This window comes from Paenibacillus sp. HGF5 (assembly GCF_000204455.1).
GTDB classification, from domain to species: Bacteria; Bacillota; Bacilli; order Paenibacillales; family Paenibacillaceae; genus Paenibacillus_AQ; species Paenibacillus_AQ lautus_A.
The window spans coordinates 1-23,956 of sequence record NZ_AEXS01000176.1; the positions used below are offsets into that span (position 1 = coordinate 1).

Annotated in this window: 29 protein-coding genes; 2 read left to right on the forward strand and 27 right to left on the reverse strand. The window is 52.5% G+C overall.

Features of this window, described 5'->3' with window-relative positions; translation table 11 throughout:
* The 15 genes from HMPREF9412_RS29875 to HMPREF9412_RS29935 form a co-directional block, all read right to left on the reverse strand.
* The coding region (locus HMPREF9412_RS29875; protein WP_009595667.1) for a sensor histidine kinase at positions 1–2,049 on the reverse strand (2,049 nt) is incomplete at its 3' end.
* A 219-nt stretch (positions 2,050–2,268) separates the two neighbouring features.
* Entirely contained in the window at positions 2,269–2,466 is a 198-nt protein-coding gene (locus HMPREF9412_RS29880) for a hypothetical protein (protein ID WP_009595670.1), read from the reverse strand.
* 305 nt (positions 2,467–2,771) lie between these two features.
* Positions 2,772–2,948 (reverse strand): hypothetical protein, encoded by a 177-nt coding sequence (locus HMPREF9412_RS32690; protein WP_009595674.1) that lies wholly within the window; start codon positions 2,946–2,948, stop codon positions 2,772–2,774.
* Between the two features lie 104 nt (positions 2,949–3,052).
* The gene (locus HMPREF9412_RS29885; RefSeq protein ID WP_009595676.1) at positions 3,053–3,802 is read right to left on the reverse strand and encodes a DUF3891 family protein; all 750 of its coding nucleotides are present in this window, start codon (positions 3,800–3,802) and stop codon (positions 3,053–3,055) included.
* Positions 3,803–3,827: 25 nt separating this feature from the next.
* On the reverse strand, positions 3,828–4,031 hold the full coding sequence (locus HMPREF9412_RS29890) for a DUF4177 domain-containing protein (RefSeq protein ID WP_009595662.1): 204 nt from the start codon (positions 4,029–4,031) through the stop codon (positions 3,828–3,830).
* A 71-nt stretch (positions 4,032–4,102) separates the two neighbouring features.
* On the reverse strand, positions 4,103–4,564 hold the full coding sequence (locus HMPREF9412_RS29895) for an NUDIX domain-containing protein (RefSeq protein ID WP_009595655.1): 462 nt from the start codon (positions 4,562–4,564) through the stop codon (positions 4,103–4,105).
* A 188-nt stretch (positions 4,565–4,752) separates the two neighbouring features.
* Positions 4,753–5,226 (reverse strand): hypothetical protein, encoded by a 474-nt coding sequence (locus HMPREF9412_RS29900; RefSeq protein WP_009595643.1) that lies wholly within the window; start codon positions 5,224–5,226, stop codon positions 4,753–4,755.
* A gap of 49 nt (positions 5,227–5,275) precedes the next feature.
* A complete protein-coding gene (locus tag HMPREF9412_RS29905; RefSeq protein ID WP_009595652.1) occupies positions 5,276–5,962 on the reverse strand; it encodes a hypothetical protein in 687 nt (228 codons plus the stop codon).
* A 35-nt stretch (positions 5,963–5,997) separates the two neighbouring features.
* Positions 5,998–7,104 carry a VanZ family protein gene (locus HMPREF9412_RS29910; protein WP_036674119.1) on the reverse strand — a complete coding sequence of 369 codons (1,107 nt, stop codon included), beginning with the start codon at positions 7,102–7,104 and terminating at the stop codon, positions 5,998–6,000.
* Positions 7,105–7,396: 292 nt separating this feature from the next.
* Positions 7,397–7,810 (reverse strand): hypothetical protein, encoded by a 414-nt coding sequence (locus HMPREF9412_RS29915; RefSeq protein ID WP_009595658.1) that lies wholly within the window; start codon positions 7,808–7,810, stop codon positions 7,397–7,399.
* Between the two features lie 92 nt (positions 7,811–7,902).
* Complete coding sequence (locus tag HMPREF9412_RS33050; protein WP_175320826.1) at positions 7,903–8,049, reverse strand: hypothetical protein; 147 nt, start codon at positions 8,047–8,049, stop codon at positions 7,903–7,905.
* Positions 8,046–8,615, reverse strand: coding sequence for a GNAT family N-acetyltransferase (locus tag HMPREF9412_RS29920; RefSeq protein WP_009595678.1), 570 nt, complete (start codon positions 8,613–8,615; stop codon positions 8,046–8,048). Before HMPREF9412_RS29920 ends, HMPREF9412_RS33050 begins: the two co-directional genes overlap by 4 nt.
* Before the next feature lie 44 nt (positions 8,616–8,659).
* On the reverse strand, positions 8,660–9,154 hold the full coding sequence (locus HMPREF9412_RS29925) for a GNAT family N-acetyltransferase (protein WP_009595660.1): 495 nt from the start codon (positions 9,152–9,154) through the stop codon (positions 8,660–8,662).
* Between the two features lie 273 nt (positions 9,155–9,427).
* Complete coding sequence (locus tag HMPREF9412_RS29930; RefSeq protein WP_009595668.1) at positions 9,428–9,769, reverse strand: DUF2642 domain-containing protein; 342 nt, start codon at positions 9,767–9,769, stop codon at positions 9,428–9,430.
* Positions 9,770–9,892: 123 nt separating this feature from the next.
* Complete coding sequence (locus HMPREF9412_RS29935; RefSeq protein WP_009595666.1) at positions 9,893–10,711, reverse strand: methyltransferase domain-containing protein; 819 nt, start codon at positions 10,709–10,711, stop codon at positions 9,893–9,895.
* 187 nt (positions 10,712–10,898) lie between these two features.
* Between HMPREF9412_RS29935 and HMPREF9412_RS29940 the strand changes: the two genes are divergently transcribed.
* Together HMPREF9412_RS29940 and HMPREF9412_RS29945 are read left to right on the forward strand one after the other, a co-directional pair.
* Positions 10,899–11,354 carry a GNAT family N-acetyltransferase gene (locus HMPREF9412_RS29940; protein ID WP_036674122.1) on the forward strand — a complete coding sequence of 152 codons (456 nt, stop codon included), beginning with the start codon at positions 10,899–10,901 and terminating at the stop codon, positions 11,352–11,354.
* 87 nt (positions 11,355–11,441) lie between these two features.
* Positions 11,442–11,924 (forward strand): spore coat protein, encoded by a 483-nt coding sequence (locus tag HMPREF9412_RS29945; RefSeq protein ID WP_036674125.1) that lies wholly within the window; start codon positions 11,442–11,444, stop codon positions 11,922–11,924.
* Positions 11,925–12,051: 127 nt separating this feature from the next.
* Here the strand turns inward: HMPREF9412_RS29945 and trxB are convergent, their stop codons facing one another.
* From trxB to HMPREF9412_RS30005, 12 genes are all read right to left on the reverse strand, one after another.
* Positions 12,052–13,005, reverse strand: a complete 954-nt coding sequence (gene trxB, locus HMPREF9412_RS29950; protein ID WP_009595659.1) for a thioredoxin-disulfide reductase — start codon at positions 13,003–13,005, stop codon at positions 12,052–12,054.
* Positions 13,006–13,126: 121 nt separating this feature from the next.
* Positions 13,127–14,863 carry a tetratricopeptide repeat protein gene (locus HMPREF9412_RS29955; protein WP_441295389.1) on the reverse strand — a complete coding sequence of 579 codons (1,737 nt, stop codon included), beginning with the start codon at positions 14,861–14,863 and terminating at the stop codon, positions 13,127–13,129.
* Between the two features lie 89 nt (positions 14,864–14,952).
* A complete protein-coding gene (locus tag HMPREF9412_RS29960) occupies positions 14,953–15,903 on the reverse strand; it encodes a ribose-phosphate diphosphokinase (RefSeq protein ID WP_009595654.1) in 951 nt (316 codons plus the stop codon).
* A gap of 168 nt (positions 15,904–16,071) precedes the next feature.
* Positions 16,072–16,911 carry a histidinol-phosphatase HisJ gene (hisJ, locus tag HMPREF9412_RS29965; protein ID WP_009595673.1) on the reverse strand — a complete coding sequence of 280 codons (840 nt, stop codon included), beginning with the start codon at positions 16,909–16,911 and terminating at the stop codon, positions 16,072–16,074.
* A gap of 11 nt (positions 16,912–16,922) precedes the next feature.
* Positions 16,923–17,624, reverse strand: a complete 702-nt coding sequence (hisIE, locus tag HMPREF9412_RS29970) for a bifunctional phosphoribosyl-AMP cyclohydrolase/phosphoribosyl-ATP diphosphatase HisIE (protein WP_009595677.1) — start codon at positions 17,622–17,624, stop codon at positions 16,923–16,925.
* On the reverse strand, positions 17,621–18,379 hold the full coding sequence (gene hisF, locus HMPREF9412_RS29975; RefSeq protein WP_009595653.1) for an imidazole glycerol phosphate synthase subunit HisF: 759 nt from the start codon (positions 18,377–18,379) through the stop codon (positions 17,621–17,623). The genes hisIE and hisF overlap by 4 nt, the downstream gene beginning before the upstream one ends.
* A 70-nt stretch (positions 18,380–18,449) precedes the next feature.
* A complete protein-coding gene (hisA, locus tag HMPREF9412_RS29980) occupies positions 18,450–19,181 on the reverse strand; it encodes a 1-(5-phosphoribosyl)-5-[(5-phosphoribosylamino)methylideneamino]imidazole-4-carboxamide isomerase (RefSeq protein ID WP_175320827.1) in 732 nt (243 codons plus the stop codon).
* A gap of 37 nt (positions 19,182–19,218) precedes the next feature.
* A complete protein-coding gene (gene hisH, locus HMPREF9412_RS29985; RefSeq protein ID WP_009595661.1) occupies positions 19,219–19,827 on the reverse strand; it encodes an imidazole glycerol phosphate synthase subunit HisH in 609 nt (202 codons plus the stop codon).
* 3 nt (positions 19,828–19,830) lie between these two features.
* A complete protein-coding gene (gene hisB / locus HMPREF9412_RS29990) occupies positions 19,831–20,436 on the reverse strand; it encodes an imidazoleglycerol-phosphate dehydratase HisB (RefSeq protein WP_009595657.1) in 606 nt (201 codons plus the stop codon).
* Between the two features lie 65 nt (positions 20,437–20,501).
* Positions 20,502–21,785: a histidinol dehydrogenase gene (gene hisD, locus HMPREF9412_RS29995; RefSeq protein ID WP_036674134.1), complete on the reverse strand. Its 1,284-nt coding sequence runs from the start codon at positions 21,783–21,785 to the stop codon at positions 20,502–20,504.
* A 113-nt stretch (positions 21,786–21,898) separates the two neighbouring features.
* Positions 21,899–22,546 carry an ATP phosphoribosyltransferase gene (hisG, locus tag HMPREF9412_RS30000; protein ID WP_009595648.1) on the reverse strand — a complete coding sequence of 216 codons (648 nt, stop codon included), beginning with the start codon at positions 22,544–22,546 and terminating at the stop codon, positions 21,899–21,901.
* 53 nt (positions 22,547–22,599) lie between these two features.
* Entirely contained in the window at positions 22,600–23,793 is a 1,194-nt protein-coding gene (locus tag HMPREF9412_RS30005; RefSeq protein WP_009595644.1) for an ATP phosphoribosyltransferase regulatory subunit, read from the reverse strand.
* Between the last annotated feature and the right edge of the window lie 163 nt (positions 23,794–23,956).

Sequence of the window (23,956 nt, forward strand, 5' to 3'; positions counted from 1 at the left end):
GCGTTCCTTTGCCGCGGCGACCAGGACTTCCCCCGTTCCTCCGAAGCCGGCCAATGTTGCCTGCGGGGGGATTTGCGTAGACGGCAGCGTAAAATGAAAGGCTGAACCCGCACCAGGCATAGACTCGGCCCAAATTTCACCTCCGCCCAGCTCTACCAGTTTTTTCGTAATGCTCAGTCCGATGCCCGTGCCGCTATATTCCCGATCGGATGCATATCCTATCTGATCGTAGGATTTGAACACATCGATCAGCCGCTCCGGTGAGATGCCGATCCCCGTATCCGTCACCGATACCCGCACATGACCGTTCAGCGCATGAGCGGTTACCTGTACCGTTCCCGTCTCCGTGAATTTCACCGCATTCCCAAGCAGGTTATACAGAATTTGCCGCAATCGATCCTCATCGGTATCCAGCCATGGCAGATTGTCCGGCCATTCCTGCTTCAGGGAGAGCGGTTTGCCCGCGGCAAGGTGCGTCACCACTTCGAGCACGGATTGGGTAACGGCTTTCAGGTCGACCGGCTGCCGCTTAAGCACAATCTCCCCATTTTTCAGTTTGCTAAAATCGAGAATATCATTCACGAGCGTGGATAACCGCTTGCCGGTGGACACAATCATGGACAGCTCCCTGGACTGTCGATCGCTTACGGAGCCTGAACTTCCGTCCATCAGGGACTGGGCAATATTCACGATGCCATGCAGAGGGGTTCGAAGTTCATGCGATGTATTCGCCATAAATTCGTCCTTCAAACCATCCAAGGTCAGTAATCTTCGGGAAAGCTGGTCTACGTCGGTAAACGCCCTGGAGAAGCGCTGAGCAAGCAGCATCGCCTGCGTTACCACAAACAGCAGCATCTCAAGCGGAACGATGGCCAGGCTGTTGTAAACTCCCATTAAGCTGAGCACATGGACGGCAATCACCACCATAATGCTCAGAATGCCGATCACCATAAATTCCGTATCCGCAGACCTTCGCCAAATTCCCCTTCCCATCACGAACGTGATATAACCAATGATAAATACCGAGAACATATAAATGACCGGCTCCATTTTCGAGAAGACAACCGTCGGCAATGCAAGCCCAATTCCAACGGCTATCATCGTTGCCGCATTGCTTAAACGCAGGGCCCATCGGTGAATAAGGCCCTGAACGGCTTCCGCTATATAACGCAGCAAAAAGTAATAAACGAAGGCGGAAAAAACCAGCTGAATCCGGATGAACCATTCATATGAAAGATCGGGCCATACCGAAGACAACAGCTTCTGGCCGTGCGTAGCCACGTAGATCATCGAGGACAGACAGAAGAGCCCCAGATACAGGAGCGATTTCTCGTTCCGCTGCATTCGATACAGCAGCAAGAAATACATAGCAGGAATCAGGAAGCCCGCGAGGGTCATCAGATCGACAAACACGGCGGTTTCACGGCTCTTCATCACCGATTTCATGTCGCCAAATATCAGCGGAGAGAAGATGCCCCCTGAGGAATAAATATAGTTGGTTACCTGCACGATGATTTCAACTTCGTTCCCGTTAACCTGGGCATAACCGACGTATGGAATATTATTGGGGGTGCTCCCCTCTCCGGACATTCCGGGGGAGCCACTGGCCCCGATTTCCTGACCGCTCATAAAGATCCGGTTAGCCGTCCGTATGTTGCCGGTATGAAGGCCATAGATGCCTTCCTTTGCCTTTAATCGAACAACCAGCCTAAACGTTCCGACACCCTCAGGCCCGGACTCGCCGTTCTCCGTAACATAACGGTTCCACTTGCCGGGTATCGATACGACGCTTGTGGGAGACGGCTTCTTCTCATTCGGTGTTCCGGGTCCAAAGCTCTCCGGGGTTAACAGCTGTCCCCGATAGAACTCCCACTCCCCGTTGAGCGGGACTCCGCCTTCCTTCGAAAAGTCCCACGCTGTTAAATCAAGTCTTCCTTGGAAAGCTTCAGGACTTACATTCGGGGTCGCGATAAACCGAACGATAAACCATATGGGCAAGAGTATAACCAATGCCAACCCCGCAAACATCACGCGCCGTTTTTTGTTCATGACTGTCCTACTTCTCTATATAAAGTTTAGGATTCTGCCAACATAGAGCTGCAAAGCTACCCAATATATCGGCATTTGGAACCAATATTGAAGAATCCCCTATAAACTATTCTCTGCAAGCATGAAAAAAACCCTCCCGCCAACCGTGCCGAATTCATCATTTATGAATCCCGATCACGACTTGCTAGAAGGGCTGACTTATACAATTTACATATTGGACTAATATTTCGCCCACATCGTCAGCAGAATCACCGGGACCGCAAAAATAAGTAAACCGACCCCGATCATTGCGGCGACCTGCAGCATAAAGGCTTGTTTGGATGGACCGGACGGCTGCGGTATTCCGCATTGAACGCAACGATTGGAGGCATCATATACCTTACCGCCGCAGCTGACACAAATCCCATGATTCCTCATGAATAACGCTCCTTTACTTGTTAAAACAACATCGACATCAAGATATTTCTATCGGTTAACATGCTGTGATGAATAGAAGCCCGGCCAACCGCCATAAAGCAATCATGGATGCCGGATTATATTTGTGAATATTATCACATAAATACGGTCACAAGTAAAGGCATGAATGGTTCATGATCCATGTTATCGGAATCCCCTTCTGCGGAAAAAATCAAAACCTGGAACCGGCACAAAACCAGGAAGCCTGCGGCTCCCTGATGTATGCTTCTTTCCTGAAATCTAATCGGGACCACCCTGCGAAGGGGTTATTTGTTCTTGGCATGCAATACCAAGTTTCCTACTCCACCAATCGCAAACAACAAGGAAACGATTCCGAATCCCCATTGCCATGAGCTTCGATCCGTTATGAAAACAACCACCAAGAACGCTATCGCGGCCAAAAAATTAAGCAGTGCCACGATCAAAAATTCCTTTTTCTTCATTGTTCATCCTCTACATTCCTACAGAATCAAGTCTGTCCAGTCTACGTGCCGCTGTCGTGATCATATCATATTTTGGGCTGCGAAGTATGATTGCTTATTCAGGCTCACCGTATAAATGTTATCGTCTGCTCGGTCCACGGCGCACCATCAAAAGCCTTCGCCACTCCCTGAGCATCAATCTCCGCCTTCAGCACGTATTTCCATTTCACCGTAGCCGACCATGCTCCTTCGAACAGAAATGGACTCAATCTGATCTCATGTTCGCTGGCCCAGGCAGCCACGACTCTTTCCCCATCGATCGTCATATCGAACCCCTCTTTGAACCATGGATGCTCCTGATCCTTGGAAACACCCGGGGCATTCATGTTCACATAGAGCGAGATGTCATCGCACAGCTGCAGCAGCCCAAACTGCCTGTGAATCACGGCTTCACCCGGAAACGAATAATGATCAAGCAGCCGTTTTTGCCGATCCAGCTCATCATGATAGAATTCCACCAGCGGCGCTTCGGTGGCGTTTTTCATAAATGAAGCGAAATGAAGGCTGCAAAGATACCCTGCATAAGGACTCATCGCTTCGATCTCGTCAACGCCCTTGGTATACATTAGCATCTTCGGCATGACCGGATAATCGATAAAAGTGAACGGAGTCTGGCTTGCATCATTCCAGATCGGCGTATCATCCATTCGAAGCCAGGCGCGGTCATGCTCGGTTATAGCCAGCAGCACTTCTTCCCTTACCGTCTCATCCATAAACAGCTCTCTCCGAAAGCCCCGGGCCACATCGCCCGAGAAGCGGCCATGGTCGTCCTGGGTCGTCATCACAAAAGCATCTTCCGTCTCGCGAATGATCATCCGATCATCTCCCCTCGATTCGTCCTTACCCCAGATACGCTTTTCGTTTCATCACGGCAATGATATCTCTGGACTGGCCTTGATGTACGCTCGTATCGAAGCACGAGATCAATTCCCAGCCGTCAATCCCGTAGCTGTTAAGTAAATCCTCGAATTCCTCCTCGTTCACTTTACCCCCAAGGAATCCTCCGGTTTTGTATTTCAGCGTTTTGTATTCCCATTGATCCATAAGTCGGCATCCCCCATCATCCCATTGATTTTGACAACAAACCTCGAGACCTTCCAACCGGCAGACATCAATCAGTTCGTATCTCCTACATAACAAACCGCTGAGCGTCCCGCTTTATCCATGAGCGGCTTGACCAGCGAGCGGGGGTAGATTCGAATCCCATCCAATGAAGACAAATCGATCCATTCTACGCCCACCTGATATTCATCCGGGTTATGTCCTTGAAACAGATCCCCCTCATCCGCCAAACGGCACTCAAAATAAAACTCCACTTGGTGCACGTCGGAATCCCATTCCGCGAACTCGTGGTTGGACCCTATGTATTCACGGACATGCAGCAGATCTTCAACTACCACCCTGCGCCCGATTTCCTCCAGGCACTCTCTAACCACGGCTTGCACCAAGGTTTCGCCCTTCTCTTGCCCGCCGCCTGGGAACAGATAGAAGTCCCCCCATTGGTCTACATTCTTCGTTAAAAGAATTTGGTCATCTCGGACAATCATCGCTTTGGCCGAGTTTCGAATCGGTTTCATGAGCAATCTCCTTATCGTAACGTTTCTTTCTATTTTCTATTGTAGCAAAAATAAATCCTCTATAGGCGAACCCACTGTCTGCATATTGGTAGAAACCGATAACAAGCCGGTATACCATGAGCATGCTCAAAGAATACCGGCTTGTTTGCGCTTGAAGCATAACTCTCGGTCTGGCTCTTTTTGCTTTGCTAGCGCCTATATGAGCCATCCTTCCGCTTCTTTAATACGACGACCGCCACGCACCCAACGATCGACAGGATCAGCCCTGCGGCAATCCAATCCTTGAACATCCACGAAACACGGGCACCCCCGTACACGCCCTCATAATGAGCCATGAGATAGCCGGCCTGCGTCTCAACCGCTATGGCGGTTTCGGGGGCGATTCCCTGGACCGCATAGTATTTCGTTCCCTTCGGGTACACATTGGAAAAGTTACCGCCGTAAGTCCCTTCACGATCCGTATGGTAGGTGACCTTTCCCACCACGTCTCCAAGCGCAGACGCTTCAACGGGATTTTCCGACATGATATAGATCTTCCCGTCATTCACGACAAACGAATATGCATATGAGGCAAGCGCAACGGGCGATGAACACATAACCAACAGCAGAAGCGTAATCAGCGGTATTTTCAAATACCTTTCCGTGCGATGTAAATTCGGCATGGTCCACCTCGGATATCAGCGTCATGTACCTTTCGTTCGTAACGGGAGGCTATTTCACCTGCTTGCTCCTGCCATCGACGATCAGCTCGATGTTCGGCTTGTTCGTCCCTCCCGACATACTGTAGGAAGGGTCCGGCCGGTCCAAGAAACCCTCAAAGGATTCATGGACCTGGACCTTCCCTCGCGGCCGAACAGCAACCACCTTTGACTCGAAATCAATCACCCTTCCGCCAACATCCACGCTTAGCGGGCGTACCGTAACCTGCCGCTCGGTGCCGTAACTGTAAATTTGAATCTGGCAGCGTGCCAGAATAACCTCGTTCTCTGTACGATATTCGCAGTTGCTGTCTTTTTTGGAATAGGCGACGGTGGATATGCCGCTCGAATTGAAATTGGCCACAAACATGACGGACTCCGATACGAAGGGAAAAACGACGATCCATGCAACACAACCGATCATCACCCGGCTCATGATCTTCGGATAAAGCGGGCGATAAATGCTCGTTACCCGCAGAATGCCGATCGTCAATAAGATAAGACCTGCGATAACGGGCAGATGAAGACCATAGTTGCCTTGCTTAGTCCATGGCGGGATCCCTGCCCAGCGGAACAGATCATCCCCGAATGAATAGCCCAGATGCTGATTGGAAATGAAGAACAAACCCAGGATAATGGCAGAAATGGAGAGGATTTTGCCTTTCAGTTGTATCTCCTCCTCGACGAATCCATTTTCCACATTATAACAAATAAGAAGACCCGTGGTAACCTGCTTTAGTCCGCCTTATGCACGGGTATATTCTCTACGATAACGAGCCTTGTTCCACTCTTGGCTTCATGCAGCAGCTTCCGGTCGCGATGGATGAGACATAACAGCACGTGAAGGAACACAGCGCCGTCCAGCAGCAATATCCCCAGCGCGTACATCGCAAGCAGGACATGAGAGCCGGTGACATTCACCGTAATGAACAAGGCATGGAACCCGCCCCATACCACATACAGCAGGCCGTTGCGGACAATCACTTCCTTCAGCTTCAGATGTTCGCCCGCTCCGCGGATCTGGACCCGGACGACCCATTTCCCCAGCGTCTGCCCCTGCATCATATAAGGCAGCACGATATAATATAAAATCACGGCAAAGAAGTATGCACCCCTCACGTTTATTACGGTCAGCACGCCAATGATCGGCAGTATGACCGCTGCATCAATACCAAAAGCAATGGCCCGGCGCGTATAACTGACCCGCTTCTGCGACAGATCCACCTTCTCATCCAGACGATCCAGGCGGGGCAGGTGATTTTTCATCCAATCCGCCAGCACGAGGCCCATCATTCCGCCCAGGGTATTCATCAGCAGATCGTCCACGTCAAACAATCGGTACGGGTGATCATAGAAGCCGTAAATGCCGGTCACCTGGGTTATCTCGAAGAACAACGACAAGCCGAACGAGGCCGCCAGACACGCAACCCAGGACGCTCTCGCATAATAACGGAGGAACATGCCGAACGGTACCACGAGTATGACGTTAAACACGACCTGCAAGAAGGCTCTTTCCTTCAACAAATGCGTGTAAGTCGACGGCACGCCCCATACCACCTTGGTCTCCTTTAAGATGTCCTGTATAAAATTCAGCGGCATCCACTGCATAACCGAGGCGACATCCATCGGAGCATTATGCCGCGAGGCGGGCAAAGGAAGGAGCACAAGATACACTGCGTTCATCATGTACAGCAGGAATAAATACAGCAGAAATCCCCGGAATTTATTAAAATAACCATATTTGCGATACTGCACGATCAGAAAGGGAACTGCGCACAGCAAAGCCGCTATGGGAAAGGTTAAAAATGCATAGGATATCGGAAATAGATAGGCTTCCAGCATGCTCTCGTTCACTCCCTCCGTGATGTTCTACTTATAAAGTACAGGACCAAGTTTAAATGACGGGGATCCCTTCGTTTAAAATGCGTTTAAAAAAAACATATCCGCATCAAGGCCGACATGCCTGTCACCCTCGCGCTTCGCAAACCGAATAACCCACACCATCAGTGTGGGCAGGGTCACCATATACAAGACGCATGGATTCAATGTCATCGGAATAAGATGGGTCGTTATTCCCGCCTTACGCGTTTATGTCGACGGGAGTCGGCCCCAGTCCTGCTTCCATGAAGTCCCGTTATTCCTTCCGTTTGCGGACGGCTTTTCCAAAGCTAATCTTTCGCGGAAGTCCCAGCTTGAATTCTTCACGGTGCCCATTCCACTCTATCTGGATCGTTAGATCCTTGTTCGGGTTCATCATATCGAGCAGACGCGCCAAATCCAGCGCACCCTTGGTCTCCTTCATGGCAGCATGGTCGGTCCCCACGACGATTCCGCCCTCCTGGAAGCGGCCCGTCATGTCCTCCAGCCGATAGTTAATCTGCCCATGTTCCAGAAGCTCCTTCCCCGAGTACTGAAGCTTCAGCTTTCCGCCAAGCGCATCCTGAAACACGGTAAGCTTCGCATTGACCTTATCCTGATGGGAAACGACATAAGTCGCTTTCCAAGACTCACCCTTACCTATCAAGGTCATGGTTTTATTTCGATTCACGGGACACCCCTCCTCACGCGGAACGACCAGCTATCTCGATTAGGCTTATATACATGATAACGAGCAAAAGAATGAAATGGTTTTTCAACTTTTCAAATAATGGAGGATTTCGAGTAAATCGCTAATCTCCCATCCTTGGCAAAATCCCGATCATAATAGGAATCCCGCTTCCAGATGCCCTTCATGCCGATCAGCCGGCTTGCCGTGACGTCGTTGTCCGGATGGTACCATGGAATCATCGACTCGGACCGGATCTGCCGCGCTCCGCCCGATACTCCATAATCCAGCAGTCCCGCAGCTCTCCTTCATGCCGTTCATGCTTCTCCAGCAGCCTGACCTTCCGAAAGCCGCACTTCTCGTAACAAGCGATGGCCCGTTCATTCCAAGCCTGCGGGTCCATCACGATCCGGTCGGCCTGCCTCTGAAACACGAGGTAATCCACCATGGAAGTCACGAGCTTCGTACCGATGCCTCGATTCCAATAATCCGGCTCCCCGATGAATTGATCCGTGGCGAATGTTCTGCCGACCGCATCGTTCCCGTCATACCCATACTCGCCTAACGTATCTTCATCGAGAAGATAGAACTGGATATACCCGATCGGCTTCCCCTCATATTCGATAATGCAGCGAGTCTCATCATCATCCACATAGAAATGCTCCCGCACCCGCTCCACGTCGTGAGGATTGTCCCGTCCCTCGTAATACTGCAGCACATCCGGATTGGACAGCCAAGAAGCTAAGGAACATTCATCTTTCTCCTCCAGCTCGCGAACCGTAATCGGCCCTGCCTCATATACCAGCATCGTTATTCCTCCATCCTTCTCATTGGATCATCTCATTGTTCGTTTCAGATTACATCCGCAACCATCGTGATAGAGGTTCCGCACATGCCCGCCTCCTGAAATCCGAAGCGCTCATACAATTTCATAGCTGCGGCATTCTCCGGAGCGACGCTTAACGATACCTTTCGAATCCCCCGCTCCTTCATTCCTCTGAACAATTCCTTCATCAGGGCGGTTCCTAGCCCTTGCCCGCGGGATTCGGGAATCAGCGCCATGCCCAGCTCCGGAATGTCGTCGCTCACGTAACCGAACCCTTTGTTCCCTTCATCAAAATACCGGATGGTAATCGAGCCTGCCGGTTTGCCCGCTGCATTCACGGCAATGTAGCCCAGATCACCCGCGCGCCCCCAGTCCTCCACGTATTTTTTCATAAACGGCTCTTCGAGAATGTCCCGGCTAAAAGGCTCCCCTCCCTCGGGCACATACAGGGACTCGTACAGCATCTCCCGTAAAAAGGATGCGTCCTCCCGGCCTGCGACTCGAATATGATACGAATTCATGTACATCTCCCTTTCTGCCTAGATTATTACCGTCAGCGCGTTCAGAACGGCGGTCTTTCCGCATCAAAATCGGACTGTCCGTGATGATCCAGAAAATTTCCATCGTACCTCCATACCGACCCATCCAATCGTTCGGCCTCAATTACAATCGAATAAAAAGACGTCCCCATGGGAACGCCTTCGGATCTGTATTGTATGAATTGGCGATTCACCGGTCTAATCCTTCCCTATCAGCCGGTATTTTTCCGTTTAAACTATTTGGATCCCTGTTTATCAGAATGGAACTCCCTCGAAGTACACCACCTCGGCCAGCCGAATATGCAGTGCTTTGTTGTCCCCGATCGTCAGTTGGACATGGTCGACCACCACTCCGGATAAAATCCCCTCTACTTTCCCCGCAGTGGTCATGATGACCACCTTGGCTCCTTTATGCCGGAGCAGATGGTCAATAAATACCGGTTCAACCAACGTAGCATAGTGCATCGGCTGCGGGATTGCCGGGGTCCGGCGCGCGTAATACGGCGGTATAGGCTGGAGTGGAGGGTAGGCATAGTATCCCGGTGCATAACCTGCAGACGGCGCCGGATAACCTGCTGTGTTGACATGGTTGTTCAATGTAAGACCTCCCTTGCGATATGAATCCTACATCTTTATGTATGACCGGAAAGGGGCCGCTATGTTATCCCCCTCATATTTGTATAAAAAAGCAAGGATGTCTTTGATCTCAATCGCCACCCGTTACGCCTTCTGAGCAATCAACTTACTCATCGCATGCCGGTGCGGTATACCCGATGAGTTGCAATCAAAAATGACCTCCGGGCAGCTGTGAATCAACCAATCGTGATAATGCAGCATAAGCTCTCCGGACTTCCAGTCATAAGCATAAGGCTCATCCTCGGGAGGAGGCGCAATGAACGGCTTCTGCACGAATACATTCAGGCAGTGGAGTCCCTCTGCCGAGGTGAATTTTTTGTAATTGGCAAAAATCTCCTCGCGATACTCGGGTCGGATATAATGCAGCACGCCGCTGGAATACAGCACGTCAAACTCCGAATCCAGACGGTAATCCGATATATCCGCCTTGAATACGTTCACGTGTACCCCGATGTGATCGGCCAATCGCTTCGTTTTCTCGATCCCCGCATCCGAAATGTCGAATGCCGTTACCTCATACCCGTTGCGGGCAAAAAACACGGCATCCTTCCCTTCCCCGCACCCGATATCCAGCAGCCTTACTCTTTTTGTCGGCGGGATCATTTCAAGCACCTGATAACAGGCCGCGTTCGGTTCCGTGCCCCAATAGTACTCCGGCGTTTTGTACTCTTCTTCATAGATGCTGATCGGCTTGCCCGTCGAAGAATAACCAAACAGCTTATCGATGCTGACGTCCAGCAGCCGGGACAGCTCCGGAAGCAGCGCGATATCGGGCATGGTCTGCCCGGTCTCCCATTTGGATACCGCCTGGAAGGTAACGCCCAGCTTGTGCGCCAATCCTTCTTGGGTAAGTCTCTGTTCTTTACGGTAACGATTAATATTTTTGGCCAACATGTCTCTCATATGGATCACGCTCCTATATAACCACATTGTAGGGACGTTGCGCGGGGCATACAATAACCTGGTCATTGAATCCCGGAAGAATTCAACCGCCCGTTGAAATCATCCAATTCCAGGAATTTGGCGATGCAGGCGTGGTACAATAAACCTGTTTATAACACCACTATCGATATCATAAGGGAGAACGCTCGTGAACATTAGAAAGCTGAATACTCATGAAGAAACGCCCCCTATGGACCTGCTCCTTCTTGCGGATCCATCGATAAGGCTTGTCGAAGAATACGTAAACCGCGGTCACTGCTATGTCGCTGAAGAAAGCTCACAACCCATCGGGGTCTACGTCCTGCTGCCCACCAGACCCGATACCATCGAGCTGGTGAACGTTGCCGTAAGCGAGAATCTGCACGGCCGGGGCTATGGCAAACAGCTCGTGAATCATGCCGTTGAGCAGGCCCGGGAGCTCGGATATGCCACGATTGAAGTAGGAACAGGGAGCACCGGGGTGGCACAGCTGGCGCTGTACCAGAAATGCGGATTTCGAATGACAGGCATCGACCGGGACTTTTTTGTCCGTCATTATGATGAAGAAATCTACGAGAACGGCATGCGGCTGCGGGACATGGTCCGGATGTCCTTAGATTTGTAAGGTGAGATTCGGGCTGTGCTATGCACCGTTCCTCCATTCGGTGAATAGGCTATCGCATATTGATTTTTGGAGGAGAACCTATTGAACATGAGTCACAATCCGAGACATCTCGCTTGGCACGAAACACTGGAGATTCATGAATTAACTGCCTTTCAGGCGAATCACTTGATGGCGTTCAAGATGTCAGTGCATGATATCAAAGACCCGGAGCTCCATGGACTGTATATGGAAGCGATCCAAGGGGTTGAACAGAACCTGAAGGAGCTTCTGCCTTATTATTCGGAAGCGCCCACGGGAACCCGCAGTCTCTCCGGTGCCGATCTGACGGCGTATTACGCAGGTCATCTGCTGGGTTTTGCCAAAACCTCGGTCCGCAGCTACGCCATTGCCATTACCGAGGCGGCAACTCCAAGCGTAAGAGAAACACTTCAGAAGCAGTTGAACAAAGCCATTGAACTGCACGGAAAAATCTTCTACTTCATGTATGCGCGCGGCCTGTATCCGTCATACAATTTGAAGCAGCTGCTGGAGAATGACGTGAAAAATGCGAACAAAGCGCTGAACTTGTAGCTCAGCAAAAAAAGCCCCTGGCTAAACAGGTACGGATTTTACGAGATGTTTTCTCGCAAACCCGTCCGCTGTACAGCTCTGGGGCTTCTTCTTTTCAACAGATAATCCCTTAGGCAAGGAATTGGAATTACTTATTCAGCGTCTCGCTCCAATCATGGACCATGTGGCCCTCGAGATATTTCTCGCAGTCCATAGCGGCCATACAGCCTGTTCCTGCAGCCGTGATGGCTTGGCGATAACGCGTATCCTGAACGTCGCCGCAGGCGAATACGCCCGGGATATTCGTTTCGGTCGTTCCCGGTTTAACCAGGATGTAGCCGGTCGGATCGGTTGTGATCTGATTGCCGAGGAAGCCCGTGTTCGGCGTATGCCCGATGGCTACGAACACGCCTTCCGCTTCGATCAGTTCTTCCTGGCCCGTTTCGTTGTTGCGGACCTTCAGCCCTTTAACTCCGGTATCGCTGGTTACCACCTCAACCGGCGTGCGGTCCAAAGCCCATTGGATCTTCTCGTTCTCACGCGCGCGCTCCTGCATGATCTTGGATGCACGCAGCTCGGTGCGGCGGTTCACCACCGTTACGCTGGAAGCGAAACGCGTCAGGAAGCTGGCCTCCTCCATTGCAGAGTCGCCGCCGCCGATGACAATGATTTTTTTCCCGCGGAAGAAGAACCCGTCGCAAGTGGCGCATGTACTAACGCCCCGTCCAACGTTCTCCTGCTCTCCTGGAATTCCGAGATACTTCGCGGAAGCTCCCGTCGAGATAATCACGGACTCGGCCAGAAGCTCGCCCATGCCCTCGACATTCACCTTGAACGGACGCTCGGAGAAATCAACGGACTCGACCCAGGCACTCTTGAACTCTGCACCGAAGCGCTCCGCTTGTTGACGCATATTATCCATCAGCTCGGGACCCATGATGCCTTGCGGGAATCCAGGGAAGTTCTCGACCTCTGTCGTTGTCGTCAGCTGGCCTCCCGGTTGCATTCCTTCGATCACGAGCGGCTTCAAGTTTGCGCGTGCCAAGTAGATGGCTGCCGTCAATCCGGCAGGTCCTGTTCCGATTACGATTGATTTGTACATAGATACGGCCTCCTTTAAGGTGTCGATTTCTGTTGCATGCATTATCCTATTCAGGACTTACGGAATCTTCATGTACCATCATGTACCAAGGTCTCCTAAGTATCCGAATATGGGCTCTTACTTAAATGTTTTCCGTAAATGGCCGGAAACTATCATCCGGTTGTCCTTTCGTTTCACATACGCTATCCATTTGACGTGCATAACGGCTCACGGTGGATGGGGAAATCCCGTAACGGACAGCCACCTGTTCATAAGTCAGGGTACGTCCGCGTTTCTTGGCCGTCAGATATTCCAATGCCGCTGCCCAGCCCTCGACATTCCGAATGTTCGGAATATCCGGGTACAGCCGGCTCAGGAATTCGGACCAGAGATTTTCCATCTCTTTTTTCCAAAAGGCGTCAACCCGCATGTCCATGGTTTGCTCGGCCTTCTCCAGCACCGCCTTCCAGGAAGGCAGCCAATCCGGCAGCACCTCGCGGGTCTTGCCCCCGGATAAATCGCGATCGTCGCGACGTTCCTTCAACCGATTGCTTGCGGCTTCCATCTGCTGAAGCACCAGGCGGGCGGCATCCTTCAGCTCCGCGTCCTCTCCCGGTTCCTGCAGGAACGATTGCAGCGCATGCTGCACCTCTTCATCGGCGATCAATTCCAGCGTCCGGATCACCTGCAGCTTGGTCTGGGGATCGCCATGCCGGAGCGCCCAGAAGAACGAAGAGCGAATCAGCGGATTCTGCTTCGCTTCTTCCGTCAGCTTATCGCCGTCATGCTCCCAGCGTTTGAATTGCTCTTCGAACGGAAGGTGATAGTGATAACTCACTTTCATCTGATCGGTACCGGTTTCTTTACGCTTTTGCAGCTGGGCCAAATAGAAATCCGGAATCACCGAATCTCCGTCCAGCTTCAGCGCCTGCCGCCAATATTTCTCGGCCTTGTCGTAATAACCGCTGTTGCAGGCCGCAACGGCCGTATAATGATACAGGCTTGGATCTCCGCTAAACTCATCCTCTTTCAGCAATCGGCGAAAATGACCGTAGGCAATTTCGTGCTGCCCCAATATGCCCATCGTCGTCGCAAGCTTAAACACATGCTCCAGATGAAAAGGAACCGTTACCGTTAGCATGTCCATCAATCGGTCGCGCTGCTCCTGATTTCCCTCATGCTGAAAGAAGATAGCCAGATTGCATAAACCGTGCAGATTACCCGGCTCCTGATCCAGCACCTCGCCAATGGTGCGCTTAGCGGTATCGAAACGCCCCATATAGTAGTAAGCCAGGGCCAAATTGTTGCGCGCAGCCAGAAAATCCGGATTATCCTTGACGATTTCCTCCAACAGCTTGACCGCTTGGGCGAATTTCCCTTCCTCCAGCAGTGCCCGGGCATGCTCATGCTCGACCACGCCTTCGCGGCTCTTGATCCGGTTCAGCTTGGCAGGACGATTCAGCTCGTAATGGAGCAGTTCCATCATTTCCTCGGCCTCATCCAGAAATTGACCGTTAGGATCTTCCTCCAGATAAGTGACAAGCGCTTCTTCCGCCTTCTCAAACTGTTCCATATTGGCATAATTGTTCGCCATATAGAAATAGCATTCCGTCATCAACGGGTCAACCTGCTCCAGAATATGAGCCAGCACATCGTTGGAAGCTTTATAATCTCCCGTCTCTGATAATATACCCGCCATATTGCAATGATTCACCGGATTATCGGGTTCATATTCAACAGCTTTGCGAAAATATTTCAGAGCCTTGTCATATTGGTAACGATCAAGCGAACGAACCGCGCGATCGAAGAAGAAATTAGCATTCATTTCGATAGATATAACATTGTGGGGGTCACTGGACCCATATGGATGACCATTCACGAAAAGCAAGGCACCTCCTTTAACTTGCTCCTCTATCCACAACAGTATAACACAAGTTACGACGTCATTTGCAGAAAAAAGACACCAGTTTACACACCGGCGTCTTTGAATAAAGTGGCGATCGATCCGCCCTCGATGATAATGTGAGTGGCCTGGGCCAGCATAGGCGCAACAGACAGCACCTTTAACCGCATCTTGCAGTGATGGTCCGGGAGCACGATGGAGTCCGTGACCACGATCTCCTCGATATGAGCATGGTCGAGACGGTCAAGTGCTTCACCGGAGAACAGGCCATGGGTCGCGCACACAATGGCATCATTGGCTCCCCGTTCCTTTAAGCTTTCCACCACCTGCACGATGGTGGTTCCCGTATCAATCAGGTCTTCGATAATAATCGGCGTGCGTCCCGCCACGTCTCCAATGACATGGGTAATCACCGCTTCGTTATGGGCAGGACGCTGCTTGACCATCATGGCAAACGGCGATCCCAGGCGGCTCGAAAGCTTCTCGGCCGTCTTCGCCCGCCCGGCATCGGGAGAAACGATAACCGGATTCTCAATATTCTTGGACTTCAGATACTCCGTAATCAAATCCAGCGCAGTCAGATGGTCCACCGGTATATTGAAGAACCCCTGAATGGCAGGCGCATGCAGATCAATGGTTATCACGCGGTTGGCACCGGCTGTGGTCAGCACGTCGGCTACCATTTTGGCCGATATCGGCTCTCGCGGCGCTGCCTTTCGTTCCTGTCTGGCATAACCGTAATAAGGAACAATGATGTTGATCGTTCTGGCGGAAGCACGCTTGGCGGCATCAATCATCACGAGCAGCTCTACGAACATTTCGTTGATAGGGTGAGAAAAGGACTGCAGCAGAAAAACATCGCAATTGCGGATGCTTTCTTCATAGTGGACATAAACCTCGCCGCTTTGAAAGCGGGAAATCTTGATCTTTCCCAATTCAACGCCCAACTGCTGGCTGATGCTGGCGGCAAGCGCCGGATTGGAAGTTCCGGCGAACAATCGTAATGAATGATACATGAGGACCTCCTGACGAGAGTGGTTAATAATGTCGGCGGATGCAACGATGGATTGAAAGCGTTATCGTCAAATCAGGCCGTTCCCGCCTCCCAAAACCCGTCGATAGGGTTTCCTGGAGGGGAAAACAGCCGTCTGCATTGAACTGTTTGCAATTAGTGCTTGTCTTTATTATACATCGTTTCCTTCCACATTCCAAAGGACCATCTCCCGCTTCCGGTTACGGAAGGTCGCAAGCTCCCGAACGCCAAGCTCTGACAGCAGTGCCCGTGCCTGATCCAGATGCTCGCCAAGCTTCATGGGCTGATGAGCATCCGACCCTAAAGTCAACGGAATGCCCAGCTTGATCGCTTCCTCCAGCATTCGCCGGCTTGGAAACATCTCCTCGCAGGCCTTTGATAAACCTGAGGCGTTCAGCTCCATCGCCTTCCCGCTCCGGGCCACGGCCGCAAGCGCTGCTTGCTCCAATGCGATCACGTCCGGCTTCTGTTCGGGGCCCGGCCCATAACCGAACCGCTTGATCACGTCCAGATGGCCCATGATATCGTAGAAGCCGGTTGCGGCAGCCTTCTGCACCGCATCATAATATTGTCGATAGACTTCAAGCGGATCCTTGCCCTCCCAGCCCTGGGTCTGGCGGTAATCCGTGATGTCCCATTCGCCAAGAAAATGAACGGACCCGATGACATAATCCCACGGATAGTCCTTCACGATCCGCTCGATCTGTTCTTCGTAGCCCTCGATATAATCGCCTTCGAGTCCGATCCGAATGTCAATCTGCCCTTTGTAGCGCTCCTTCAGCTGCAGGCATTCCTCCACGTAACGCGGCAGCTCGTCCATCGGCATGGCCATCTCCGGATAGTACGCCTCCGGATTCACGTGTATCAAAGGCATATGGTCCGATAAGCCCAATTGATCCATCCCGAGTTCGATGGCGCGCCGTACATACTCCTCCAGCTGCCCCTCGGCATGTCCGCACCGGGCATGGTGGGTGTGGTAATCAATATGCATCGGTAAGCCTCCTAATCGCGGCGCGGCCGTTCATGCCGGCGGCTCAGCTCATCCATGATCTCATCCAGCGGGAGCTTCCGCTCCTGAAGGAGTACCAGCAGGTGATAGATCAGATCGCTGACTTCAAGCTTCAGCTCGGCGTTGTCTTTATTTTTGGCGGCGATGATCGTTTCGGAAGCTTCTTCGCCCACCTTCTTAAGGATTTTGTCCACGCCTTTATCGAACAGGTAGGTCGTATAGGCCCCTTCCGGCCGTTCCACCTCACGCTGGGCAATGACTTCTTCCAGCTCGGCAAGTACCGCGAAGCGCTCGCCGGATACCGCTGTACCTTGATTAGCTAGCTCTCTCTTCTGCCCTTGAGCGGTAATCTCATTGTGGAAGCAGGTCGTTTGTCCGGTATGACAAGCAGGTCCATTCGGATTCACCTGCAGCAAGAGGGTGTCTCCGTCGCAATCGTATGTCATCGATACCACGGTCTGTACATTCCCGGAAGTTGCCCCCTTATGCCACAGCTCTTCGCGCGAACGGCTCCAGAACCAAGTCTCGCCGCTCTCCAGCGTCAATCGCAGCGATTCCCGGTTCATATAAGCCATCATCAGCACCTGCTTGCTCTCTGCATCCTGTATAATCGCCGGCACCAGGCCCGCGGCATCCCAACGGATATGCTCGCTGACCTGCTCCAGGGATAAATCTTTCAACATATCTTCGCTCACCGTATATCCACTCCTTTTTGGCTAAGCTGCAACTTAAGATGAGGGATCGAGATCTCTTTATAATGAAAAATCGTGGCGGCAAGACCCGCATCCGCCTTGCCCTGAGTGAATACGTCATAGAAGTGATCTTCTTTGCCGGCGCCGCCGGACGCGATGACCGGGATCTGCACGGTAGAGGCTACGGCCGATGTCAGCGGCAGATCGAAGCCGTCCTTCGTTCCGTCCGCATCCATGCTGGTCAACAGAATCTCGCCCGCACCCAGGCTTTCCGCCTGCTTCACCCAATCAAGCGCCTTGATGCCGGAAGGCGTACGTCCGCCGTGCGTGTACACTTCCCATTCTCCCCACGCATCGTTGTACTTAGCGTCGATCGCCACGACGATGCATTGGGACCCAAATTTGCGCGCCCCGGCGGAGATGAGCTCCGGCTGCTTGACCGCTGCCGTATTTATCCCGATCTTATCCGCCCCCGCCCGCAGAATCCGCTTCATGTCCTCCACGGAGGAGATGCCTCCGCCTACGGTAAAAGGAATGGCGATCTCCCCTGCCGTTCTCCGAACGACTTCTTCCATCGTTGCCCGGCCTTCGACCGAAGCCGATATATCCAAAAAGACAAGCTCATCTGCGCCTTCCCGGTCGTAGAGCGCGGCCAATTCCACGGGATCGCCCGCATCGCGGAGATTCACAAAGTTTACGCCCTTCACCACCCGGCCGTCCTTCACGTCCAGGCAAGGTATGATCCGTTTTGCCAGCATGCCTTTCCCCTCTTCCCCTATATGAACTCTATCGATCCATGATGATTCGAACAGACACTGGTTTAAATCCTCATTGGATTCGCGTAATAGCCTCTTTTAGATCAATATTGCCTGTATACAGCGCCTTGCCTACGATCGCTCCGCCTACACCGTCGCCGCTGTGCGCGCTGAGCGCCAGCAGATCATCCAGCTTCGTCACGCCGCCCGAAGCGATGACCGAGCGGCCGCTGGCTTTGGCCAGCGAGACAATCGCCTCTACGTTTGGTCCCTGCATCATTCCGTCGCGGGAAATGTCGGTGAAGATGAAGGTTTCCGCTCCCTTGGCTGCTAATTCTTTTGCCAACACCTCAGCTTGAACCTCCGACGTTTCCAGCCAGCCTCTCGTTGCGACGTATCCGTTTCGAGCGTCGATGCCGATGGCCACCTTATCCCCGTATTTGCCCAGCACCTCTTCCGTAAAGACGCGGTCTTCGATCGCTGCCGTCCCGATGATAACCCGGCTGACGCCGAGCGACAGCAGCCGCTCCACATCCGCCAGCGTGCGCAAGCCTCCGCCTACTTGAACCGGAACCTGAACGCTGGATGCAATCTTCCCGATGATGTCGTCATTCACCGGCTGACCTGCCTTCGCGCCGTCTAAATCCACGAGATGAATAAATGTGCCGCCCTGCTCTTCCCACGATTTGGCTACCTCGAGCGGATTGTCATTGTATACCGTTTCTTGATTATAATCGCCTTGGACCAGCCTGACGCATTTGCCGCCGCGAATATCGATTGCCGGATATATGATAAAAGAGGACATCCCCATTCCCACTTTCCAATTGGTCTATTCGTTCACCTTACGTTAAAGCCAAAAAATTGCGAAGCAGGCTCATGCCAAGCTCCCCGCTCTTCTCGGGATGGAACTGCATGCCGTACACCGAACCGCGGCCCACGATGGCCGTTACTGGCTGACCGTAATCGGTAACCGCCAGCAAATCAGCCTGAACCTCAGGAAGAACATGATACGAGTGGACAAAATACACATGACCTTCCTCAAGTCCCGCAAACAGCGGGTGCTCCCGCTTCTTGAACTGCAATGAATTCCAGCCCATATGCGGCACCTTGTATTCCCCACCCGCAAATCGTACAACCGATCCGGGGAGTATATCCAGCCCTTCATACTTGCCATGCTCCTCGCTCCGGCTGAACAGGAGCTGCATGCCGAGACAGATCCCCAGCAGCGGTTTTCCCGACTCTGCAGCTTCCTTCATGACCGAGTCCAGCGAGGCTTCGCGGAGCTGCTCCATGGCATCTCCGAATGCGCCGACTCCGGGCAGAATGATGCCATCCGCCGCCAGAAGCTCCTCCCGCTCTCCGGTTACGAGCGGCTGATACCCAAGCCGCTCTACCGCTTTGCTCACGCTGTGCAGATTGCCCATGCCGTAATCCACGATTGCAATGGCCATCGTTTAAAGCACTCCCTTCGTGGACGGTACGCCGGTCACCCGCGGATCCACGGTGGTCGCCTCATCCAATGCACGGCCGAGCGCCTTAAACACCGCTTCAATCATATGATGGGTATTGTGTCCGTAATGAACGATGACATGCAGCGTGATCCGGGCTTCCAGCGCCAATTTCCATAGAAATTCATGGACAAGCTCGGTATGAAAAGAGCCTACCTGCTGCGAAGGATACTCCGCCCGGTACTCAAAATGCGGGCGGTTGCTGATATCCACAATAACTTGAGCAAGCGCCTCATCCATCGGCACAAACACGCTGGCATAACGTTTGATGCCTTTTTTATCGCCCAGTGCTTCGCGGAACGTCTGCCCTAAGCAGATCCCGATATCCTCCACCGTGTGGTGGTCATCGATCTCGATATCGCCCTTTGCCTTGACGCGAAGATCAAACTGGCCATGCTTTGTGAACAAATCAAGCATATGATTAAGAAAAGGTACATCGGTCTCCAATTCCGAAATCCCGGTCCCATCGACATTGAAATCCAGGGCAATGTCGGTCTCATTGGTTTTGCGGCTCACGCCGGCTGATCTTGCTGCTGCATCCAAACTGCTCACGTGGATTGCCTCCTCTATACGGAATATTTATGATGAACAAATGATGCTTGTTCTGGTCTGATTTCTTATCGTTCTTGTTCAAGCCGGATTTCGATCGCCCGGGCATGGCCCTCAAGCCCTTCGCGCCGGGCCAGCTCCATGATCTGCTCGCCGTCGCGCAGCAGCGCTTCTTTACTGTAGTAGATCAAACTCGATTTCTTAATGAAATCGTCCAGATCCACTGGTGATGCGAACCGTGCCGTCCCATTCGTCGGAATGATATGGTTCGGTCCTGCAAAATAATCGCCTACCGGCTCTGAGCTGTACGGTCCTAGGAAGATCGCGCCTGCGTTCTCGATCTGGCCCACGATCGCCATCGGCTCCTCCGTCACGATTTCCAGATGCTCCGGCGCTAAACGGTTAATGACTTCAATCCCTTCCTGGAGGGATTCCGTGACGATCACCGCGCCGTAGCTGTCCACGGAAGCACGGGCGATGTCCCGCCGCGGCAGCAGCTCAAGCTGCCGCTCTACTTCGGCGGCAACAGCCTCGCCCAGCTTTCGGGAAGGCGTCACGAGAATGGCCGATGCCATCTCGTCATGCTCAGCTTGGGAAAGCAGATCCGCTGCAATATACGAAGCATCTGCATGTTCATCGGCCAATACCGCAATCTCGCTTGGACCGGCCAGGCTGTCAATATTGACTGCGCCGTACACTTCACGTTTGGCCAGGGCAACGTAAATATTGCCGGGCCCGCAAATCTTATCGACGGGGGAAATGGTCTCCGTGCCGTAGGCCAATGCCGCAATGGCTTGTGCTCCTCCTACGCGGTAGATTTCCGTAACGCCTGCCTCGGCTGCAGCCACCAGAATATAGGGATTGATTCCATCCTTCCCGCCGGTTGCCGGGGGAGTGACCATGACGATTTCGGGTACGCCTGCCACTTGGGCCGGGATCACGTTCATCAGCACGGATGAAGGATAGGCTGCCTTTCCACCGGGCACATAGACACCGACGCGTTTCAACGGACGAACAATTTGTCCTAAGATGCTACCGTCCGGCTGTAGATCCATCCAGGAATTCCGCTTCTGCTTCACATGAAATGCGCGAATGTTGTCTGCCGCCGCTTGTATCGCCTTCACGAACGAAGGCTCCACATGATCATAAGCTGCCTTGAGCTCCTCATCCGTTACGCGAAGCTGACCTGCGGTCAGACGGACACGGTCCAATAGCTCGGTATGCCGCAGCAAGGCGGCATCTCCTTCGGACCGAATATCCCGCACAATAGCCTTCACGACTTCATTCTGCTCTGGTGTGCCGTAATCATTGTCCCGTTTCAGCTCAAAGTCCCGTGCTGATACTACCTTCACCTTAATCTCCCCCAATCCCGCTGCTTGCATCATGCTGCATGCATAGCGTTTGTTGATGAATGAAGGATGATCCAGCCGATCATCCAATCTCACCGATTTTTATATCTATAAGCTTATTGCCGTATATTCGCACTCTCAGACATAATGACCGTTTGCAGCCGGTCGCACAAGGCCTGAATTTCATCATTCTTCATCCGATAACTAACGCGATTGGCAATCAGGCGGCTTGTAATTTCAAAAATGCTGGTCATCTCTACAAGTCCGTTCTCCTTGAGCGTTTGGCCCGTTTCCACCATATCGACGATCCGGTCTGCCAAACCGATGAGCGGTGCAAGCTCGATGGAACCGTTCAGTTTAACCACTTCAACCTGCTGGCCCTGCTCTCGGAAATACTGTGAAGCCACGTTCGGATATTTGGTGGCAACCCGCTGTCGTATGCCCGGCTTCCAGTCCGGCAAGCCGATGACCGACATCCTGCACCGCGCAATGCCGAGATCAAGCAGCTCATAAACGTCCTTGTTCTCTTCCATTAGCACGTCCTTGCCGACGATACCGATATCCGCCACGCCGTATTCCACATAAGTCGGCACATCCACCGGCTTCGCCAGGATAAATTCCATTCCTGCCTCCGGCAAGGGAATGACCAGCTTGCGCGTTTCATCCACGTCGAGGGGTATCGGAAGTCCAGCTGAACGGAACAGCGCGGATGCTTTTTTATATATGCGCCCTTTGGGCATCGCTACTTTCAACGTTTCCGCCACGTTCGAATCCTCCTGACCTTAAACTTATATGATAATCGTTATAGATCCGCTTCCTATCGAAGGGTTATGACCTCTCGGTATCCTCTATGGAGCAGACTGCCGGACACAACGGGTACCTCGGCATCTCGGACATTGGCCGAATCCGGTAGGATCGAAGTGATGACGGAATGTCCCTGCGCCCGAAGTTCTGAGGCTTTAGCCAATCCTTCCTTTCGATAAGAAGCCGTGTACCGGATGAGAATGGGCAATTCCTCGACAATCTCCTCTCCTTGCACCCCATCGAGAATGCGATTGGTCTTGAGTGCAAAGCCTGTTGCCGGAACGGCACGGCCAAACTGCCGAAGCAGCTTGTCATAACGACCGCCGCTTGCGACGGGAGAGCCCAGCTCGGCAGCATAACCCTCGAACGTCATTCCCGTGTAATAGGAGAAGTCTCCGAGCATCGTCAAATCAAACAGAACATGTCTGGAGACGTCGTAAGCCTCGAGCACTTCCCATACCTTGCTCAGATGCTCGATAGAAGCTCTCGCGAGTTCGTTGCTGCTAATCTCGAGAGCTTGCCCGGCAATCTCCCTGCCTCCGCGCAGCTTCAGGATTCCCTCCAACTGGTCCTGCTGTACCTCCGTCAGGCTCAGGCTGGCAATGGTGTTGCGGTATCCAACGTAGTCGCGGTTCAGCAAATCCTGCTTCAGGCTCTCCTGATCCTCCGTCCGATCCGGCAGCACCTCTTGAAGTAAGCCATTCAGATAGCCCATATGACCCATCGCGATTTTGAATTTCTCCACGCCTGCCGCCTTCAGGGATTCGATGGCCAGCGCAATCACTTCGGCATCGGCCTCCGGCGTATCATCGCCTACAAGCTCGACGCCGGTCTGGAAGAATTCCGCTTCCCGCCCCGCTTCCTCCTCAATGGCGCGAAATACATTGGCATGGTAAGACAAACGTACCGGAAGCGGTTCATCCTTCAGCAGCGAGGACATAACCCGCGCTATGGGGGCGGTCAGATCGGAACGCAGCACCATTGTCGTTCCGCGTTTATTCAATAGTTTAAACAGCTTCTGGTCCGACGTAGAGCTTGCCACGCCTACCGTATCGTAATATTCCATCGTTGGTGTCATAATCTGCCGGTAACCCCAGCGGTCCATGCATGCAAGCACTTCGCGTTCAATCCGCCGCAGCTTGGTGACCGCATGAGGAAGATAATCACGAACACCTGCCGGTTTCTCGAAGCCTTTCGGTTTAGACATGACGCTCCACCTCAAATTCAGTAAAAGTCTTTAATATGGTAAAGTGGTACCTTGCTAATAAATTAAAGGATATTGGCTATATTACCATGAATTCTGCCTGATCGTCAATGCATACGCATGCGTTCTACTATGTATCGTTCTCTGTCGGTACGCACCTTACGCA

Bases quoted from the DNA above. Each gene is read 5' to 3' on its own strand.
- HMPREF9412_RS29880 (WP_009595670.1), bottom strand. From the start codon at position 2,466: ATGAGGAATCATGGGATTTGTGTCAGCTGCGGCGGTAAGGTATATGAT.
- HMPREF9412_RS32690 (WP_009595674.1), bottom strand. From the start codon at position 2,948: ATGAAGAAAAAGGAATTTTTGATCGTGGCACTGCTTAATTTTTTGGCC.
- HMPREF9412_RS29885 (WP_009595676.1), bottom strand. From the start codon at position 3,802: ATGATCATTCGCGAGACGGAAGATGCTTTTGTGATGACGACCCAGGAC.
- HMPREF9412_RS29890 (WP_009595662.1), bottom strand. From the start codon at position 4,031: ATGGATCAATGGGAATACAAAACGCTGAAATACAAAACCGGAGGATTC.
- HMPREF9412_RS29895 (WP_009595655.1), bottom strand. From the start codon at position 4,564: ATGAAACCGATTCGAAACTCGGCCAAAGCGATGATTGTCCGAGATGAC.
- HMPREF9412_RS29900 (WP_009595643.1), bottom strand. From the start codon at position 5,226: ATGCCGAATTTACATCGCACGGAAAGGTATTTGAAAATACCGCTGATT.
- HMPREF9412_RS29910 (WP_036674119.1), bottom strand. From the start codon at position 7,104: ATGCTGGAAGCCTATCTATTTCCGATATCCTATGCATTTTTAACCTTT.
- HMPREF9412_RS33050 (WP_175320826.1), bottom strand. From the start codon at position 8,049: ATGATTCCATGGTACCATCCGGACAACGACGTCACGGCAAGCCGGCTG.
- HMPREF9412_RS29920 (WP_009595678.1), bottom strand. From the start codon at position 8,615: ATGCTGGTATATGAGGCAGGGCCGATTACGGTTCGCGAGCTGGAGGAG.
- HMPREF9412_RS29925 (WP_009595660.1), bottom strand. From the start codon at position 9,154: ATGAATTCGTATCATATTCGAGTCGCAGGCCGGGAGGACGCATCCTTT.
- HMPREF9412_RS29935 (WP_009595666.1), bottom strand. From the start codon at position 10,711: ATGAGAGACATGTTGGCCAAAAATATTAATCGTTACCGTAAAGAACAG.
- HMPREF9412_RS29945 (WP_036674125.1), top strand. From the start codon at position 11,442: ATGAGTCACAATCCGAGACATCTCGCTTGGCACGAAACACTGGAGATT.
- trxB (WP_009595659.1), bottom strand. From the start codon at position 13,005: ATGTACAAATCAATCGTAATCGGAACAGGACCTGCCGGATTGACGGCA.
- HMPREF9412_RS29960 (WP_009595654.1), bottom strand. From the start codon at position 15,903: ATGTATCATTCATTACGATTGTTCGCCGGAACTTCCAATCCGGCGCTT.
- hisJ (WP_009595673.1), bottom strand. From the start codon at position 16,911: ATGCATATTGATTACCACACCCACCATGCCCGGTGCGGACATGCCGAG.
- hisF (WP_009595653.1), bottom strand. From the start codon at position 18,379: ATGCTGGCAAAACGGATCATACCTTGCCTGGACGTGAAGGACGGCCGG.
- hisA (WP_175320827.1), bottom strand. From the start codon at position 19,181: ATGTCCTCTTTTATCATATATCCGGCAATCGATATTCGCGGCGGCAAA.
- hisH (WP_009595661.1), bottom strand. From the start codon at position 19,827: ATGGCCATTGCAATCGTGGATTACGGCATGGGCAATCTGCACAGCGTG.
- HMPREF9412_RS30005 (WP_009595644.1), bottom strand. From the start codon at position 23,793: ATGTCTAAACCGAAAGGCTTCGAGAAACCGGCAGGTGTTCGTGATTAT.